Source organism: Duganella sp. AC237, from assembly GCF_979254035.1.
The window spans coordinates 1,568,429-1,585,447 of record NZ_CEEDEW010000003.1; the positions used below are offsets into that span (position 1 = coordinate 1,568,429).

At 64.3% G+C, this 17,019-nt stretch carries 6 protein-coding genes and 1 pseudogene; 3 read left to right on the top strand and 4 right to left on the bottom strand.

The features are described from left to right. Nucleotides 1-4: 4 nt before the first annotated feature. Nucleotides 5-2,665 carry a TonB-dependent receptor gene (locus AC0IYS_RS07380; RefSeq protein WP_471704562.1) on the bottom strand — a complete coding sequence of 887 codons (2,661 nt, stop codon included), beginning with the start codon at nucleotides 2,663-2,665 and terminating at the stop codon, nucleotides 5-7. 552 nt (nucleotides 2,666-3,217) lie between these two features. Between AC0IYS_RS07380 and aroG the strand changes: the two genes are divergently transcribed. The 3 genes and pseudogenes from aroG (at nucleotide 3,218) to AC0IYS_RS07395 (ending at nucleotide 7,498) form a co-directional block, all read left to right on the top strand. Further along, the gene (gene aroG, locus AC0IYS_RS07385) at nucleotides 3,218-4,297 is read left to right on the top strand and encodes a 3-deoxy-7-phosphoheptulonate synthase AroG (protein ID WP_471704563.1); all 1,080 of its coding nucleotides are present in this window, start codon (nucleotides 3,218-3,220) and stop codon (nucleotides 4,295-4,297) included. Between the two features lie 319 nt (nucleotides 4,298-4,616). Further along, a pseudogene (locus tag AC0IYS_RS07390) lies at nucleotides 4,617-5,048 on the top strand (TonB-dependent receptor plug domain-containing protein); the annotation flags it as partial. Between the two features lie 473 nt (nucleotides 5,049-5,521). Further along, on the top strand, nucleotides 5,522-7,498 hold the full coding sequence (locus AC0IYS_RS07395) for a TonB-dependent receptor domain-containing protein (protein WP_471708814.1): 1,977 nt from the start codon (nucleotides 5,522-5,524) through the stop codon (nucleotides 7,496-7,498). Between the two features lie 51 nt (nucleotides 7,499-7,549). On the opposite strand, the gene AC0IYS_RS07400 is transcribed toward AC0IYS_RS07395, so the two are convergent. From AC0IYS_RS07400 to AC0IYS_RS07410, 3 genes are all read right to left on the bottom strand, one after another. Further along, nucleotides 7,550-10,390 carry a TonB-dependent receptor domain-containing protein gene (locus AC0IYS_RS07400; protein WP_471704564.1) on the bottom strand — a complete coding sequence of 947 codons (2,841 nt, stop codon included), beginning with the start codon at nucleotides 10,388-10,390 and terminating at the stop codon, nucleotides 7,550-7,552. Nucleotides 10,391-10,805: 415 nt separating this feature from the next. Further along, nucleotides 10,806-13,478 (bottom strand): TonB-dependent receptor, encoded by a 2,673-nt coding sequence (locus tag AC0IYS_RS07405; protein WP_471708815.1) that lies wholly within the window; start codon nucleotides 13,476-13,478, stop codon nucleotides 10,806-10,808. A 436-nt stretch (nucleotides 13,479-13,914) separates the two neighbouring features. Beyond that, nucleotides 13,915-16,692 (bottom strand): TonB-dependent receptor, encoded by a 2,778-nt coding sequence (locus AC0IYS_RS07410; protein WP_471704565.1) that lies wholly within the window; start codon nucleotides 16,690-16,692, stop codon nucleotides 13,915-13,917. Nucleotides 16,693-17,019 lie beyond the last annotated feature (327 nt).

Here is a 17,019-nt window from a genome sequence, read left to right on the forward strand (position 1 = left end):
CCTTTTAAAACTTATAGGTCGCCTTCACATAAAACGTCCGGCCCAGCGGGTCCGTATAACGCGGATCGTAACCACTCTGGAACGTCGTCCCCTGATTGGTATAAGGCGGATTGGTATCGAACAGATTCTTGACCCCCACCGTCAAATCCGTATTCCTGATGCCGGCATAACTGGCCGACAGCGAATACGTCGAATAGGCGCGCACCTTGTGATAATAAGCGTCCGCCACATCGTTCTGATCGACATAGCCGCTCATATACTTGTTGGCGAAACTCGCGCTCCACGACCCTTTCTTCCAGTTGATCGCCGCGTTGTGCTTCCAGCGGAACACCGGTGAATTCTCCGCATACACGCCGACGTTTTCCACATAGGCGCCGCCCGGTTCGTTCTGATATTCGTAGCTGTGCACCCAGGTGCCATCGACCACGAAACTGAAATCGCCGGCCGCGCTGCGCGGCAGCTTCCAGCGCAGGCTGGCGTCGATGCCCGACGTGTGCACTTCGCCCAGGTTATCCAGCACCGCGTTCACGTACTGCAAGGTCTTGCCGTCGGCCGAGTACACGAAATAGCTGGCGTACTTGTCGTAGTTGTCGAAGATGGTGGTCTCCGACACCGTGCCGATCTTGTCCTTGATCCTGATGTTGAAATAGTCGAGCGACATGCTGACCGCGCTGGTTGGCTCGAACACCGCGCCGAGGCTGAAGGTCTTCGACTTTTCCGGCTTCAGGCCGATGTTGCCGCCGCTGCGGATGTACTGCTGCTGGTTGCACGCCAGGTTAGGATTGGCGCCGGCAGCCGCCGTGCCTCCGGGGCACAGTACCGGATCGTCATACGAGTTGCTGGTGAAGGTCGACGTCGCCGGCCCGTGCAGGTCGTACAAGGTCGGCGCGCGGAAGCCGGTATTGTACGAGGTGCGCAGCATCAGTTCCTTGACAGGCTGCCAGCGCAGGCCGATCTTCGGATTGAAGCTTCCGCCGACATCGTTATAGTGGTCGTAGCGCGCGGCCATCGACAGTTCCACATCCTTGGCCAGCGGCACGCTCAGCTCCGAGTACAGCGCGGCGATGTTGCGCTGGCCGGCCTGGTCCTGGGCATCGGCGTAGCCCGAGCTCGATGCCTGCGAGGCCAGCTCGGTGTTGACGTCGTAGCTGGCCTTATCGTGACGGAACTCGGTGCCGATGGCGAAGCCGACCGCGCCCGCCGGCAGGCGGTAGATTTCCCGGCTGACCTTTGCGTCGACGCCGACGCTGGTCATCTTGGCCGACAGGTATTCGCCGCGAAGTTGCGCCGCATCGATATAGGCCTGGCCTGCGGCCGACTGCTCGCCGAACGGATTGAGCGTGCCGTTGAGCACACCCGCCTGCATCAGCGAGTCGTTGGTGTAGCCGCCGACGAAGGCGCTGCTGGCCTTGCTGACGGCCCAGGTCAGGCCGACGTTGTAGTCCCAGCCGGCCACCAGGCCTTCCGAGCCGAGCACGAGGCGGTCGGAGATGCTGGTGTCGTAGCCCATGCGGTTGCCGGCCGCCACGGTGCGCCAGTTGACGCTGAGGTCCTCGCCGGTCAGGCCGGCGACGGCCGGCACGCCGGCGCTGCCGCCCGGGTAGTAGGGGCTGGCCGAGGTCAAGGTCAACCCCGTCAGCGGCGACGGTGCGATGGCGCTGGTGTTGGTGCTGCGGCTGTGCAGGTATTCCACCGTGGCGAGGTTGTCGCCGCCCAGTTTGAAGGTCGCCTTGCCGAGGAAGGATTCCTGCTGCGTCTTCGGAATCGCCTGGATGTACTGAGTGGTATCCGTGCGGCAGGTGCCGTTGGCGCTGTTGGCGACGGGGGTGGCAATTAAGCCCTTGCCGACGCAGCCGCCGGCGTAGTACGGATTGCCGGTGATGCCGTTGTCGGAGAAGAAGTTGCCCGGCTGCGAGGTGCCACTGCTGTTGTTGACGCCCCGGTCGGGACGCACGCTGGTGCTGGCGAAGTCGCGGTCGGCGGCGGCCAGCGCGGTCTGCTTGTGCAGGTCGACCACGCCGAAGAAGTTGTAGCCGTCCTTGTTCAGGTCGCCGATGCCGCCCGACAGGTTCAGGCGCGATTCGCCGCCGGCGCCGCTGGCCTGCGGCTGGAAGCGCTCGACGCTGACGGTCAGGCCTTGCACTTCGCGCTTGGTGATGAAGTTGATCACGCCGCCGATGGCGTCGGTGCCGTAGATGGCGGAGGCGCCGTCGCGCAGCACTTCAACGCGCTCGAGGGCCGACAGCGGAATGATGTTGAGGTCGACGCTGGAGCCGTTGAACGGATGGCTGGCGATGCGGCGCCCGTTCAATAGCACCAGCGTTTTGTTGGCGCCCAGGCCGCGCAGGTCGGCGCTGGCGACGCCGCCGGTGCCGGAGCCGACCGACTGGCTGCTGCCGGTGGAGCTCTGGTTCATCGAAATGGTGTTGAGCACTTCGGCCGCCGTCGTCAGGCCCTGCTTGACGAAGTCGCTGGCCTTGATGGTGGTGATCGGCAGCGCCGTTTCCGATGCCAGGCGCTTGATGCTGGAACCGGTCACTTCGACGCGCTGGATGCCGGCTTGTTCGCCGTCGGCCTGCGCTTGGGCATGCGCTTGCATGGATACGGCCAGGCCGCCGGCGAACATCAGGCGCAAGGTACGGGACATCGCTCTTTCAATCATCATTATTATTTACTCCTGCTATGGGGATGGGTGGGTTTTCATCTGCTGCCCGGCCTGGGCTCTTGGCACAAGCGGGGCGAGCCATCAAAACATTTCACGTGGCAGGCGGACAATGACCATTCAATAACAGTGCTGATAACCAACAGTGGCAAACCCTCACACCTGTAAAGAGGGATTTCTGTATAAAGCACCAAGGCGGGCAGTGGTGCTGGCCGGGCGGCGATTACAATTGGTCACAGCCGATAAGATGTAAAGAGGAATGCTCAGGTGTAAATTTTTGTAGGGACGGCATTGAAGCTAGTCAAGAAATAGCTTGCCAAGCCTTGCGCGTTGGCGTTATAGTCATTCCACGATATTTACCCAATACCTGTCGAACACGTTCATGACCCACTTCTTCTTTACCGGCTACTTTTACTTTAGCGATTCCAACCCCAAGGCGGTGGAGTAGCGGCCGGTGCACGTAGAAGTAAAAACGAGTTCCCGCAAATCCTGAAAAAACCGCCTGATGAGGCGGTTTTTTTTTACCCCGACATTTTTGAATACCTGGAGAACAGCATGCCCCGTACCGACGATTTGCGCATCCGCGAGATGAAGGAATTGGTCCCACCGTCGCACCTGATCCGCGAATTCGCCTGCAGCGAGGCGGCCGAGCACACCGCCGCCAATGCCCGCATCGCGCTGCACCGCATCCTGCACGGCCAGGACGACCGCCTGATGGTGGTCATCGGCCCGTGCTCGATCCACGATCCGAAGGCGGCCATGGAATACGCCAACCGCCTGATCCACCTGCGCCGCGAACTGGCCGGCGACCTGGAGATCGTCATGCGCGTGTACTTCGAGAAGCCGCGCACCACCGTCGGCTGGAAGGGCATGATCAACGACCCGTACATGGACAGCAGCTTCCGCATCAACGACGGCTTGCGCATGGCGCGCGAACTGCTGCGCGACATCAACGAACTGGGCCTGCCGGCCGGCACCGAATACCTCGACGTCATCAGCCCGCAATACATCGCCGACCTGATCAGCTGGGGCGCGATCGGCGCCCGTACCACCGAATCGCAGGTGCACCGCGAGCTGGCGTCCGGCCTGTCGTGTCCGGTCGGCTTCAAGAACGGCACCGACGGCAACGTCAAGATCGCCGTCGAGGCGATCAAGGCCGCGTCGCAGCCGCACCATTTCCTGTCGGTCACCAAGGGCGGCCACTCGGCCATCGTTTCGACCGCCGGCAACGAGGATTGCCACATCATCCTGCGCGGCGGCAAGGCGCCCAACTACGACGCCGCCAGCGTGGAAGAGGCCTGCAAGGCGATCGCCGCGCAAGGCCTGGCCGCGCGCCTGATGATCGACGCCTCGCACGCCAACAGCTCGAAGAAGCCGGAGAACCAGGTGCCGGTGTGCGCGGACATCGCGCAACAAGTGGCCGGCGGCGACAGCCGCATCGTCGGCGTGATGGTCGAGTCGCACCTGGTGGCGGGCCGCCAGGATCTGGTGCCGGGGAAAGAACTGACCTACGGCCAGTCGGTGACCGACGGCTGCATCGATTGGGACAGCAGCGTGCAGGTGCTGCAAGGCCTGGCCGCCGCCGTGCGCCAGCGCCGCCTGGCCACGCAAGCGGCGGAAGCGGCTTCGAAGTAAAACCGTAGAAGACTTCACCCCGGAAACACAAACGGCCCCAGTCGCCATATGGGGCCGTTTGTTTTTGCATCGCGCGCGGCGCGCTGTTGTAAGAACCCCGAATCGAGCTCAAGATCGATTGACACTTAATTCCTTGGCATGTTTTTATATCAACCACGCCAGGTGTCGATGGACACCTTCCTGAAGTAAATCAATAAACGCCAATCATGACCGCGACCCGTTGCCGCCCCGGCAACGGGCGTTGGACCGGTGTTTTCCAAAACAATTGCGGAGGTTTGCCATGATGCAGGAAACAGTGTTGTGCCGTTCGTTGCGCTTGATGTTCACCGGCGGCGCGTGTTGCGCGTTCGGCCTGCTGGCCGTGCCGGCGCCGCTGCTGGCGCAGGAGGCGGCGACCGGCAATCCGGTCATCCCCCGGGTCGAGATCACCGGCTCGTCGATCAAGCGCATCGCCCGCGAGGGAGCGCTCCCGGTGCACGTGCTGAGCGCGGCCGAGATCCAGCAGAGCGGCGCCACCACCGCGACCGAACTGATCCAGATGCAGCCGTCGATGCAGGGCTTCGTGCCGGCGTCGAGCTCGGTCAACGGCGGCGGCGCCGGCGTCACCACGGCCGCGCTGCACTCGCTGCCGTCGAAGTACACCCTGGTGCTGGTCGACGGCCAGCGCATGGCGCCCAGCGCGCTCGGCTCCAGCCAGGGCGGCGGCTACGCGGTCAACATCGAAAGCATCCCGCTGGCGGCGGTCGAGCGCGTCGAGATCCTGGCCGACGGCGCCTCCGCGCTGTACGGCTCGGACGCCATCGGCGGTGTGGTCAACTTCATCCTGAAAAAGGATTTGACCAAGGGCGAGGTCTTCGCCACCTACGGCCAGCCTAGCAAGTCGTCGGCCGGGTCGTGGTCCAGCGCCGGCATCTCCAAGGGCTGGGGCGATCTGGAGAAGGACGGCTGGAACGTCCTGGCCTCGTACAGCCACGACGAGCAGGAGCGGCTGACGGCGCTGCAACGCGACTTCTCGGCGCGCGGCGCCTTTTTCCGCTTCGGCAGCGGCGGGCGCCAGTACTACTTCGACCAGCGCACCGGCAACACCGAGCCGGCCAACATCACCTTCAACGTGCGCCCGCGCGGCTCGGCCGGCACGGTCGAGACCAGCGGCGTGGCGATCAATCCCTACCTGGCCGCCAACGGCAATTGCGGCAGCCCGCTGGCCGGACCGCAGGGCACGCAATGCCGCTTCAACTACGGCGCGACGGTGGAAAACATTCCCGGCTCGAACCGCGACAGCGGCCTGCTCAAAGGCACCCTGAAGCTCAACGACACGCTGTCGGTCTGGAGCGAGCTGATCCTGTCGAGCTATGCGATGACCGCGCAGTTCGCGCCGTCGGCGCAGCCGATGGGCGTCAACACCACCGACCGCTTCCCGCAGTTGTACGCGCGCTATGTGCAGCCCTACCTGGACGCCAACAACCTGGAAAACCCCAGTGGCGAGGCGACCCTGGGCTACCGCTCGGTGCTGATCGGCGGACGCGCCGACAAGTACCAGACCGACGCCCGCCACTTCGCCGCCGGCATCGACGGCAACCATTTCGGCTGGACCTGGAACGCCAGCCTGATCCTGTCGAAGACCAAGCTCAAGGATATCGCGGCCGGCGGTTATTCCGACTACGACAAGCTGTCCGCGCTGGTCGCCTCCGGCGCCTACGATCCGGTCACCGGCGCCGGCGCCGACCAGCTGCGCGGCGCGCTGGTCAACGGCACCGTGTTCTCCCGGACCGACTCCAAACTCAACACCTTGCACGGGGCGGCGCAGCACGACCTGTTCGGCCTGCCGGGCGGCACGGCCATCGTCTCTCTGGGCGGCGATTATTCGAAGACGCGCTACCAGACCGCTTACGACCCGACCATCCTGTCCGGCTCCGGCTATTCGACCCAGCCGGCGTCGCCCAACTACCCCGTCGGCGGCAGCTACGGCCAGGTGCCGTTCGACGCCAGGCGCGACAATTGGGCGCGTTTACCGAGATGCTGCTGCCGGCCACCAAAACGCTGGAGGCGACCCTGGCGGCGCGCTACGACAGCTACGACAAGACCCGCAGCGGCTACATCTTCGAGCGGCTGGCCGACGCCAGCGGCGTGCGCCAGCGCTTGCCCGGCGGCGACGTCGGCAACGACTTCAGCAAGGCCACCTACAAGCTCAGCACACGCTGGACGCCGCTCGACACGGTGTTGGTGCGCGCCTCGTACGGCACCGGCTTCAAGGCGCCCAACATCAACGACATCGCCGGCTCGCCGACCTTCTTCGGCAGCACCGCCGGCAGCTACGCCTGCCCTTTCCCCGGCTCGCGCGGTTGCCAGGTCGGCTCGGCGCAGTACGACCTGCTGACCGGCCCGAACGGCGCCAGCGGCGCGGAGGGGCTGCAGCCCGAGAAGTCCAGGCAATGGACGCTGGGCGGGCGGCTCGAGCCGCTGGCGGGCCTGTCGTTGGGCCTGGATTTGTGGAACGTGCAGATCCGCAACCAGGTGTTGTCGGCGGGCGTGCCCGAGCAAGTGGGCTTTGCCAATCCGCAGGCGTACCAGCGGCTGTTCGTCAATCCCTATCCGGACCCGGCCGGTTATACGACGATCGGCTATATCCTGGCGCCTATCAACGGCGGCGTGGCCAATTACCGCGGCGTCGACTGGGACTTCACCTACCGCCTGCGCTCGCGCGTCGGCGATCTGCGCGCGGCGTGGAATGGTACCTATATGCTCAAGCAGAACTACACCACCACGGCCGGCGGCGAGGTGCAGTCGGACCTGGGCAGGTTCGGGCCGGACAACGCGGTGGTGTTCCGCGTGCAGAGCCATTTGAATCTGAGCCTGGTCACGGGGAAGCTGACCAATACGTTGACGGCCAATTACCGCTCCGGGTATCACGACCAGCCATATCCGCTCGACACGGCGATTTTCGCGGTGGCGCCGGACGGCGGCATTGGGGAATCGGTGGCGTTCGAGGGCTTGCGCACCGCGTCGTACACCACGTTCGATTGGCAGGGCAAGTATGATTTCGGCGCGTTTGCGCTCACGGCCGGAATCAGGAACCTGTTCGACCGCGATCCGCCGTTGACGTTGCAGAACGCCGGGGGCGGCAACCAGCTCGGGTACGACGCGCGCTACAGCGATCCACGCGGTCGGTCGTTCTACCTCACCGGTAGTTACCGGTTCTGACGCTGTACAAAAAAGGGCTCCGGGGAGCCCTTTCGATCATGCCAGCCCGGCTTAGAACTTGTAATTGCCCGTCAGGTAGAAGGTGCGGCCCAGCGGGTCGGTGTAGCGGCCGTCGTAACCGGACTGGTTGCCGCCGCCGGCGTTGCGCATGGTGAACGGCGGGTCGATGTCGGCCAGGTTCTTGATGCCGGCCGTCAGCGTGAACTGCTTGGTCAGCTGCGCCTTGGTCTGCCAGTCGAAGGTGGTGTACGAGCTGACCCGCCGCGTCAGCGGCACGTTGCCGCCCAGGCTGCCGTCGGCCAGCACCTCGCGCACCACCGAGTTGTCCTCGTTGTACTCCTGGTCGGTATAGCCCGAGTGGTAATTGGCCGTCAGCGAGTGCATGAACATATTGGTGCGCAGCGACGCGGTCAGCTTGGAGATCACGCGGAAGGTGACGTCGGCGTACGAGTTGAAGCGGCCGATGTTCTTCTCAAGGCCCGTGCCGGGGTTGTCCTGTTCGGCCTTGGTCATGAAGGTGCCGGTCCATTGCAGCGCCACCTTGCCCAGCGCGGTGCTGGTGCGGTAGGTGTGGTCCCAGTCGATGCCTTGGTAGTGCGCGGTGGAGAGGTTGAACGGCGTCAGCGCCGCCACCAGCACGTCCTGCTTCTGGATCGGGTCGAAGTAGCTGCGCAGCAGGCTGTCGTACACGGCCGGATTTTCGAACACCAGGTTTTCCGACAAGGTGGCGATCTGGTTGGTCAGCTTGACGTCCCAGAAGTCGAAGCCGAGCGACAGGCTGGGAATCGGCTCCAGACGGAAGCCCAGCGTGGCCTGCTTCGATTCCTCCGGCAACAGCGCGCCTTCGCCGGTGGCGGCGTTGCCGCCGCTGAGCAGCGCGTATTCGGCCGGGCCGTGGCACAGGCGGAAGCGCGGATCGGTCGGCGAGGTGATCGGGCAGTTATGGAATTGCGACGAGCCGCCGTTGACCAGCGGCTTGACGATGTCGGTCAGCACCGGCGCCTTGAAGCCGGTGCCGTAGGAGGCGCGCACCAGCAGCATGTCGACCGGATTCCAGCGCAGCGCCAGCTTGTAGGTGGCCTTGCTGGCGGTCTTGCCCTGCTTGCCCGAGCCGAGCAGATTGCCGTCGGTGTCGAAGTTCTTGTCGTTGGTGACGGCGCCGAAATCGTCGTAGCGGGTCGAGGCGGTCAGGTCCATGTTCTTGAGCACCGGCAGCAGCAGCTCGCCGTAGGCGCCCCAGTTCTTGCGGCTGGCGTCGATCGGCAACGCGCCGGAGGTGCCGCCGACGGCGGCGTCGTCGAAGTCCGGCTGCTGCTTGTTGGGGCCCTGGTTGTAGGCGCTCGGCGCCTCCGAATATTTCTGGCGGGTGAAGTCGGCGCCGACGGCCAGCTGGGCCGCGCCGGCCGGCATCTTGAACAGTTCGGTCGTCGCGCTGGCCTGGATCTGGTCGAGCGTGGACTTGGTCTCGCCGAACTGGACGTCCAGCACGGCCGGCGCCAGGATGCCCTGCGAGCTGCCCGGCGGCGCGAACGGGTCGAACTGGCCGGACGTGACGAGGGCGTCGAAGGCGTTCAGGCTCATGTAGCCACCGGCGGCGGTGTCGGTCTGCTTGTTTTCCGAGTGCGTGAACGCGGCGCGGTAGTCGAAGCCCTTGACGGTGCCGTCGACGCCGAAGGCCAGGTGCTTGGCGACGGTTTTGTAGTTGTCGGCGCGGCCGCCGGCGTCGACCAGGCGCAGGCTCATCGTCGCGCTGTCGACGGTGGCGCCGGCCGGCACGCCGACCCGCGCCAGGTACGGCGCGATCGAGCGCGCGTACAGCGCGCTGTTGAGCGGCACGCCCAGCGGCTGGGCCGGCGGCGCGTATTGCGCGGTGTTGGTGAACGACGAGCCGAGCGCTTCGGCGAAGAAGTTGGCGCTGTCGTTGATTTTATAGTTGAGCGAGGCGAACACGCTGTCGCGCTTGATGGCCGGGGTGTTTTGCACCGTGGCCGCGTAGTCGTACTGGCAGCGGGTCGGGCTGATGCGGAACAGGTTGCTGCCGTTGCAGGCGCCGGTGGCCAGCAGGTTGGGGCTGAACAGGACGCTGCCCGCCGATTTGTCCGGATTGGTGTACTGGACGGTGGCGGTGCCCGGCATCGAGTTCGAGCTCAACTGGTAGAGGCTGTAGTTCTTGCCGTTCGACGAGAACGGGATCACGCCGCTCTTGGAAAAGTCGCGGTCGCGCGCCCAGGAGGCCTTGGTCTCGTCGTGCGAGGCCGACACCAGGATGTTGAAGCCGTCCGTGTCGATATCGCCCCAGCCCTTGGAGATCGACGCCGTCTGGGTGCGCCCGCCGCGGCTGCGCGGCTGGCTGTACGAGCCCTCGATGATGGCGTCGGTCTGGTTTTTCTTGAGGATGAAGTTGACCACGCCGGCGATCGCGTCCGAGCCGTACAAGGTGTTGGCGCCGTCGGTCAGAATCTCGACGCGCTCGACCGCCGCCAGCGGGATGCTGGCCAGGTTGACGGTGGAACCGGAGGTGGCCGGCGCCAGGCGCCGTCCGTTGAGCAGCACCAGGGTGTAGCCTTCGCCGATCGAGTGGATCGACGCCGATTGCAGGCCGCCGCCGCCGCCGTTGACCGACATCGACGAGGTGGTGAAACCCTGCATCGACGGCAAGGTGGCGATCAGGTCGGCCACGCTGGCCGCGCCGCTTTGTTCGATCTGCGCCTTGGTCAGCGTCTGCACCGGCAGCGCGCCCTCGGCGCTGATGCGTTTGATGCTCGAGCCGGTGATCTCGACGCGCTGGACCGGCGCGTCGCCGGTTTGCGCCACGGCCGCGTGCATGCCGAAGGCCAGGCCGCCGGCGCAGATCAGCCGTACCGATCGTGACAATACTGTTTCAACCATCATTGTTTAACTCCCGATTTGAACGGGACACACGGACGGGTCCCTTGACTCATCAAATCACCTGGCGCAAATCGCTGTCAATCCGCAAGCCGGGGCGTGTTAGCCAAAGCTGCGCATGGCCGTGCGGCGCCGGCGCGCGCCAGTTTCGCGCGGAAAAACGCGCTAATTTGGTGAGGGGAGGGGAAGCGCAAATGGAAAATCCGCATTGCTATCGAAATGGAAGTGATTCTGCGGCGAAGCGCGCTGATCCATGGTGCGATGTTTGTGCGAAACTAATCATCATGAAACTGGATCAATATCGAACCGGGCGTGGGATTTCCACAACAGCGTCCTCCCACCGCGGCGCGCGGACGTGAAAAACCCGGACGCGCCTGGCGGCGGGTCCGGGTTGGACAGGCGTTACAGCCGCCTGGACGGCTTAGAAGGTGTAGCTGCCGCGCAGGTAGATCGCACGGCCGACGGCGTCGGTGTAGCGTGGATCGTAACCCTTCTGGAACAGCGTGCCCTGGTTGGAGAACGGCGGGTCCTTGTCCAGCAGGTTTTTCACGCCGGCGGTCAGGCTCACGCCCTTGAAGCCGGTGTAGGTGCCCGACAGGTTCCACAGGCTATACGACGGCACCTTGTTCAGGTACTGGTCGTCGATGTCCAGGTTCTGGTCGGTATAGCCGGACTTGAACGACTGCGCCAACGTCGCGGCCCACACGCCCTGGCGCCAGTTCAGCGCGGCGTTGTGCTTCCAGCGGAACACCGGATTGTTGGCGGCGTAGCGGCCGACGTTCTGGGTGTAAGGGCCGCCGCGCTCGTCCTGGTACTCATACTTGTGGACATAGGTGCCGTCGACCGTCAGCGTGAAGTTGCCGTACGGGGTGGCGCCGGAACGCATCGTCAGGCTCACGTCCAGGCCGTCGGTGTTGACCTTGCCCAGGTTTTCCTTCAAGTCCAGGATCGCGTACGGCGAGCCGTCCGGGTTGCGGATGAAGCGCGCCTGGTACTTGGCGTAGTCGCCGTAGATGGCTTCTTCCGGCAGCGCGTTGATCTTGTCCTTGAGCTTGATGTTCCAGTAGTCGACCGACAAGGTCGCTTGCGGGATCGGCTCGACCACCACGCCGAAGGCGAAGGTTTTCGATTTTTCCGGATTCAGGTTCTGGTTGCCGCCCTGCAGTTTGTACTGTTGCAGGTCGCAGTCGCGCAGCGGGTTGGCGATCGGATTGGTCGACAGCTTGCCGCCCGGGCACAGGATCGGGTCGTTGTACGAGTTGTTGGTGTCGTTCTTCGACTGCGGCGCGTTTTTCTCGAACAGGGTCGGGGCGCGGAAGCCGGTCGAGGCCGAACCGCGCAGCACGATTTCCTTGGTCGGCTGGTAGCGCAGGCCCAGTTTCGGATTGGTGGTGTTGCCGACGTCGCTGTAGTCATCGAAACGGGCGGCCAGCTGCACCTCCAGGTCCTTGATCAGCGGCATATTGACTTCGCCGAACACGGCCTTGATGGTGCGCGCGCCGGAGGTCGACTGCGAACCGGACAGGCCGGAGCTGGTCGCCTGGCCGGCGATGTCGCGGTTGACGTTGAAGTCGGCCTCTTCGCGGCGCAGTTCGCCGCCGATGGCCACTGCCAGCTTGCCGCCCGGCAGGTCCATCAGCTCGCGGCTGGCCTTGGCGTCGATGCCGGTGTTGCGGGTCTTGCCCTTCTGCACCTGGCCGCGCAGCGCGGTGCTGTCGAGGTAGGTCTTGCCGGCGGCGTCCTGCTTGCCGAACGGATTGAGGATGCCGTTGGCGACGCCTGCGGCGAAGCTTTCGTCGCGCACATAGCCGCCGGTGAAGTATTCGGCCGAACGGCTTTCCGACAGGTTGAAGCCGGTTTTGTAGTCCCAGCCGGCCAGCAGGCCTTCGACCGAGAACACCAGGCGGTCGGCGGCGCCCTTGGAGTTGATTTCACGCGGACCGGCTTCGGTCGGACGCCAGTTGACCGACAGCGGCTGGCCGGACAGGCCCGGCATGGCCGGCACGCCACCCGCGTTGCCCGGGTAGTATTTGCTGGTGATCGGCAGGATCAGGCCGGTCTGCGGCGGCGGCGCCGTGTGCGAGACCACATCGTTTTCCGAATGCAGGTACTCGATCGAGGCCAGGTGGTCGTTGTTGAGCTTGAAGGTGGCCTTGCCGAAGAAGGCGGTTTGTTTCTGCTCCGGCAGATCGTCGATCTGGCGGGTGTAATCCTGGCGGCAGGTGCCGTTGCTGGCGCGCGGCACCGACAGCGGCGCGTCGCAGCCGCTGGCGAAGCCGGGGTTGCCGGTGGCGCCGGAGACCGGGTCGAAATAGTTACCGGGGAAGGTGGTGCCGGAGGTCAGGTTCAGGCCGCGCTCCGGAATCACGCCGGTTTTCGAGAACTCGCGCTGCTGCGAAGTCAGGATGTCGATCTTGTGGTGGTCGAACACGCCAAAGACGTTGTAGCCGTCTTTTTCCAGGTCGCCGAAGCCGCTGGAGATGTTGACGCGCTTCTCGTCGGCGCCCGGGGCGCGCGGCAGCACCGCCTCGGCGGTGATGGTGGTGGCGTTGACCGAGCGTTTGGTGATGAAGTTGATCACGCCGCCGATGGCGTCGGTACCGTAGATGGCCGAGGCGCCGTCGCGCAGCACTTCGACGCGTTCGAGGGCGGAGACCGGAATGATGTTGAGGTCGACGCTGGCGCCGTCGTACGGATGGTTGGCGATGCGCCGGCCGTTGAGCAGCACCAGGGTCTTGTCGCCGCCCAGGCCGCGCAAGTCGGCGCTGGCCGCGCCGCCGGTCGGCAGGCCGCTGCTGTTGCCGCCGACGACGTTGCCGGCGCCGAAGCTCGAGCTGTTCGACGGGATCCGGTCCAGCACTTCCTGCGCGGTGGTCAGGCCTTGCTTGACGAAGTCGTCGGCCTTGAACACGGTCAGCGGGTTGGCCGTCTCCGACACCAGGCGTTTGATCGACGAGCCGGTCACTTCGACGCGCTGCATCGGCTGGTCGGCCGTTTGCGCCAGCGCTTGGCCGACCGGAGCGATCAGGCCCAGGCCCAGCAGGCCGCCGGCGCACACCAGGCGTACGGATCGTGCCAAAGTTGTTTCAACCATCATTCTGTTGTTCTCCCAATTCTTCTATCGATGACCACCAGGTGGTCGCTGTTTTTGAGCGGCGCGTGCCAATGAGAAAAACGTAACGTTTTTCGCATTCGCCATCAGATCATTCACGGATGGCGGCTGTCAACGTACAAAGTTTTGTAAAAGGACGTAAAAGACGGGATTTCGTGCAAGCAACATTGCGCCATTAAGGCGCCAAAAAACGCTCTAATTTGGTGCGGGAGCCGATCCGCTGCTGAGAAACATTGGCGTACCGGCATAAATTTAGCGAATATCTTGGTGCGGTGTGGCCGGTGTGCCACACCTTGGTGCGTGACCAACACTCGTACATTCGGGTTTAGGCAGACTTACAACGTTACATTTACACCACAAAAAAAGGGCGGCGCCGCGGCGCCGCCCTTCAGGGTCGCTTCACACCGCCGTCAGGCGATCAGAAGAACTTGTAGCTTGCGCCGATTTTCATGTAGCGGCCGATGGCGCCGGAAGCGTCCATCGGGTTGTAGCTCATCCCGCCGTAGGTCTGTGGATCCAGCGGCGCGATCTTGTCGAGCACGTTGTTCATCGACGCGTACAGGGTCAGCTGCTTGTTGACCGCGTAGCGGGTCGACAGGTCAAGGGTCGTGAACGAGGCGATTTCGCACTTGGCGTTCGGCGCGTTGGCGCCGCCGACGAAGGTGTTGGCGCACAGCGACGCGGCATCGGCCGTGTTACGCATCTTGTCGCGGTAGTTGACGTTGCCCGTCACGTTCAGGTTGCCCAGGTCCCACGAGGCCATCAGGCTGACCTTGTTCTTCGGGGTGCCGGCGCAGTTCGACGTATCGCAGTTGCCGTGGGTGCCGGCGTACTGGTACGTTTTGGTGGCCGACTCGGCCCGCAGCCACGAGGCGACGTGAGTCCAGGTCAAGCCGACGACCGCGCGGCCGTAGGCGCCCAGGCGCAGGCGCTGCTTGATGTCGAAGTCCACACCGCTGACCTTGGTGTAGCTCGAGTTGCGGTACGGCGCCTGGGTCAGCACCAGCGTGCCGGTGTTGGGCTGGGCGACGCCGCCGACGACCAGGTTGTTGTCGTTACGAACTGCGGTCGGCAACGCCGCCGCCTGGTCGTACGGCAGCGAGTTGATCTCGTTGCTGCGCTTGATGGTCCAGCCGTCGAGCGACAGGCTGGTGCCGTCGAGCGGATCCCAGACCAGGCCCAGCGTCTTGCCCTTCGATTCCTCCGGCTGCAGCTTCGGATCGCCGACCTTGACGGCGGCCACGGTGATGGCGCAGTCGGTCGAAGTGGCGCCGCCGGCGGCCGGCACGCCGCCCGGGCAACGGATCGGATCGCGCACCGGCGCCGAGCCGGTCGATTGCGAGGTGGCGTTGCCCTCGGCCGGGCCGGGGGCGCGGAAGCCCTCGGTGTAGGTGCCGCGCAGCGCGAAGCTCTTGACCGGGGTCCACTTGATGCCGGCTTTCGGCGTCGACGAGCTGAAGTTGTCGTATTTGTCGTAACGAATCGCCGCCGACAGCTCGACGGTCTTGATCACCGGCGCCAGGATCTCGGCGTACACCGCCTTGACCTTGGTGTCGCCGAAGGCGGCCACATAGCTCGAGTTGATGGTGCCGTTCTCCGAGCCCGACAGGGACGGGTTCGACAATTGTTCTTTGCGGTATTCGCCGCCGAATGCCAGACCCAGGTTGCCGCCGGGCAGGGCGAACAGTTCACGCGAGGCCTTGAAGTCGATGATGTCGAGCTTGGTGGTCGATTTCGACGTGGCGTTCACGCGCAGCGCCGCGTACAGCGAGGCCGGATTGCGGTAGGCCTGGTCGCCGATGTAGTACGGGAAGTACTGCGAGGCCGGGTTGCCCAGCGCCGCGCGCAGCACCGTCATGTTGAGCATGTTGGTGTATTCCAGGTCCAAGGTGGACTCGGAATGGGTGTAGCCGGTGTCGTAGTCCCAGCCCATGGCCGAGCCCTTGATGCCGATCACGGCGCGCGTGAATTCGTTGTCGGCGCTGCGGGTGCTCGGGCCGACGTCGAACGCCGAGTAGCGCAGGCGGGTGGCCACGCCGTACGGGTTTTGCGGGTGCGTCGCGCCCAGCAGCGCGATGTTGCCATAGTTGACGAAGCCTAGCGGATTGGTGGCATTCGGCGGGAAGGCGATCGTCGGCGTGATGGTCGGCGGAATCATCATGAACGAGGTGTTGCGCTTGGAGTAGCCCGCTTCGGCGTAGGCTTGGGTGTTCTCGTTGATTTGCCAGGTGCCGCGCGTGTACAGGTTGACCGATTCGATCTCCGGCTGCATGTCGCGGAACTGGTCGTGGTGCCACAGGCAACCGCCGTTCGCGCCGGTCTGGTCCTTGGTGGCCGACAGGGTCGAGCAGCCGGGCAGGGACACGTAGTCGTTGGTGGCCGGATTGCGGATCGAACCGGCCGGGCTCGGGCTGGCGTTGTTGTTGCCGGCGATGTAGCCGTTGGCGAACTGGGTACCGACCGGGTAGCCATACGGACGCAGGTCGGCCTTGCCGATGTGCGCGCGGTCCTTGCGGTCGCTGTTTTTGATGCTGTCGGACTGGAAGTACTCGGCGTTGAAGACGAAGTTGTACTTGTCCTCGTCGAGGTTGCCCTTGCCGTAGGTCAGCGAGGCTTTGTTCTGCTTGCCGTCGTCGTAGCGCGACCAGCCGGTGTCGCCCTTGATCTGCAGGCCTTCGAAGTCCTTGCGCAGGATGATGTTGACCACGCCGGCGATGGCGTCGGCGCCGTAGGTCGACGAGGCGCCGTCCTTGAGGATCTCGATGCGTTCGACGATCTGCATCGGAATGGTCGACAGGTCGGTGAAGCTTTTCTGGCCGTCGTCGGCGCGCGCGAACGGCGCCATGCGGCGGCCGTTGAGCAGCACCAGGGTCGAGGTGGCGCCCAGGCCGCGCAGCGAGATCGCCGTCGAGCCGGCCGCGAAGCCGTTGCCGAAGCCGGTCGGCAGGGAGCCGGCGCCGTCGGCGGTCAAGGTTTGCAGGTATTCGGAGACGGTGCCCTTGCCCGATTTCAGCAAGTCCTCGCTGGTGATCACTTGCACCGGCGACGCGGTTTCGGCGGTCGCGCGCTTGATGCTCGAACCGGTGATCTCAACGCGCTGGATCGGCGCGTCGGTCGTTTGCGCCATGGCCGGCACGGACATCAAACCGGCGGCGGCGATACCACCCGAAAAAATCAGGCGTACTGAACGGGACAAAACTGTTTCCATCATCATGCTGACACTCTCCAACTGAACTGGGACTACCCTGAAATGAGCCGCCGGCCATGAGGCTGATAGCGACATGGCGGCGCTCTCGTGCGAGAAATTTTCTTTCCTCTGTTTTTTATAAGAGCATCGGTATTGCCGGGGTGTCAACGTGGCCCAAACGTATCGAATTTGTTTCTTCAGGCAGCCGGGGGGCTGCCGCGCGGCGGTCCAAAAGTAAGAGCCGGTACCGAAATGGCGCTAACTGGCAGCTAAGTTCTATCAACATGCACGAAATATTTGGTGTTTTGCCAACCATAAAAACGTTAACAAAATTTC

What these genes read in the sequence shown, in the direction of transcription:
- AC0IYS_RS07380 (WP_471704562.1), bottom strand. Translation starts at nt 2,665, where the DNA reads ATGATGATTGAAAGAGCGATGTCCCGTACCTTGCGCCTGATGTTCGCC.
- aroG (WP_471704563.1), top strand. Translation starts at nt 3,218, where the DNA reads ATGCCCCGTACCGACGATTTGCGCATCCGCGAGATGAAGGAATTGGTC.
- AC0IYS_RS07395 (WP_471708814.1), top strand. Translation starts at nt 5,522, where the DNA reads ATGCCGCTTCAACTACGGCGCGACGGTGGAAAACATTCCCGGCTCGAA.
- AC0IYS_RS07400 (WP_471704564.1), bottom strand. Translation starts at nt 10,390, where the DNA reads ATGATGGTTGAAACAGTATTGTCACGATCGGTACGGCTGATCTGCGCC.
- AC0IYS_RS07405 (WP_471708815.1), bottom strand. Translation starts at nt 13,478, where the DNA reads ATGGTTGAAACAACTTTGGCACGATCCGTACGCCTGGTGTGCGCCGGC.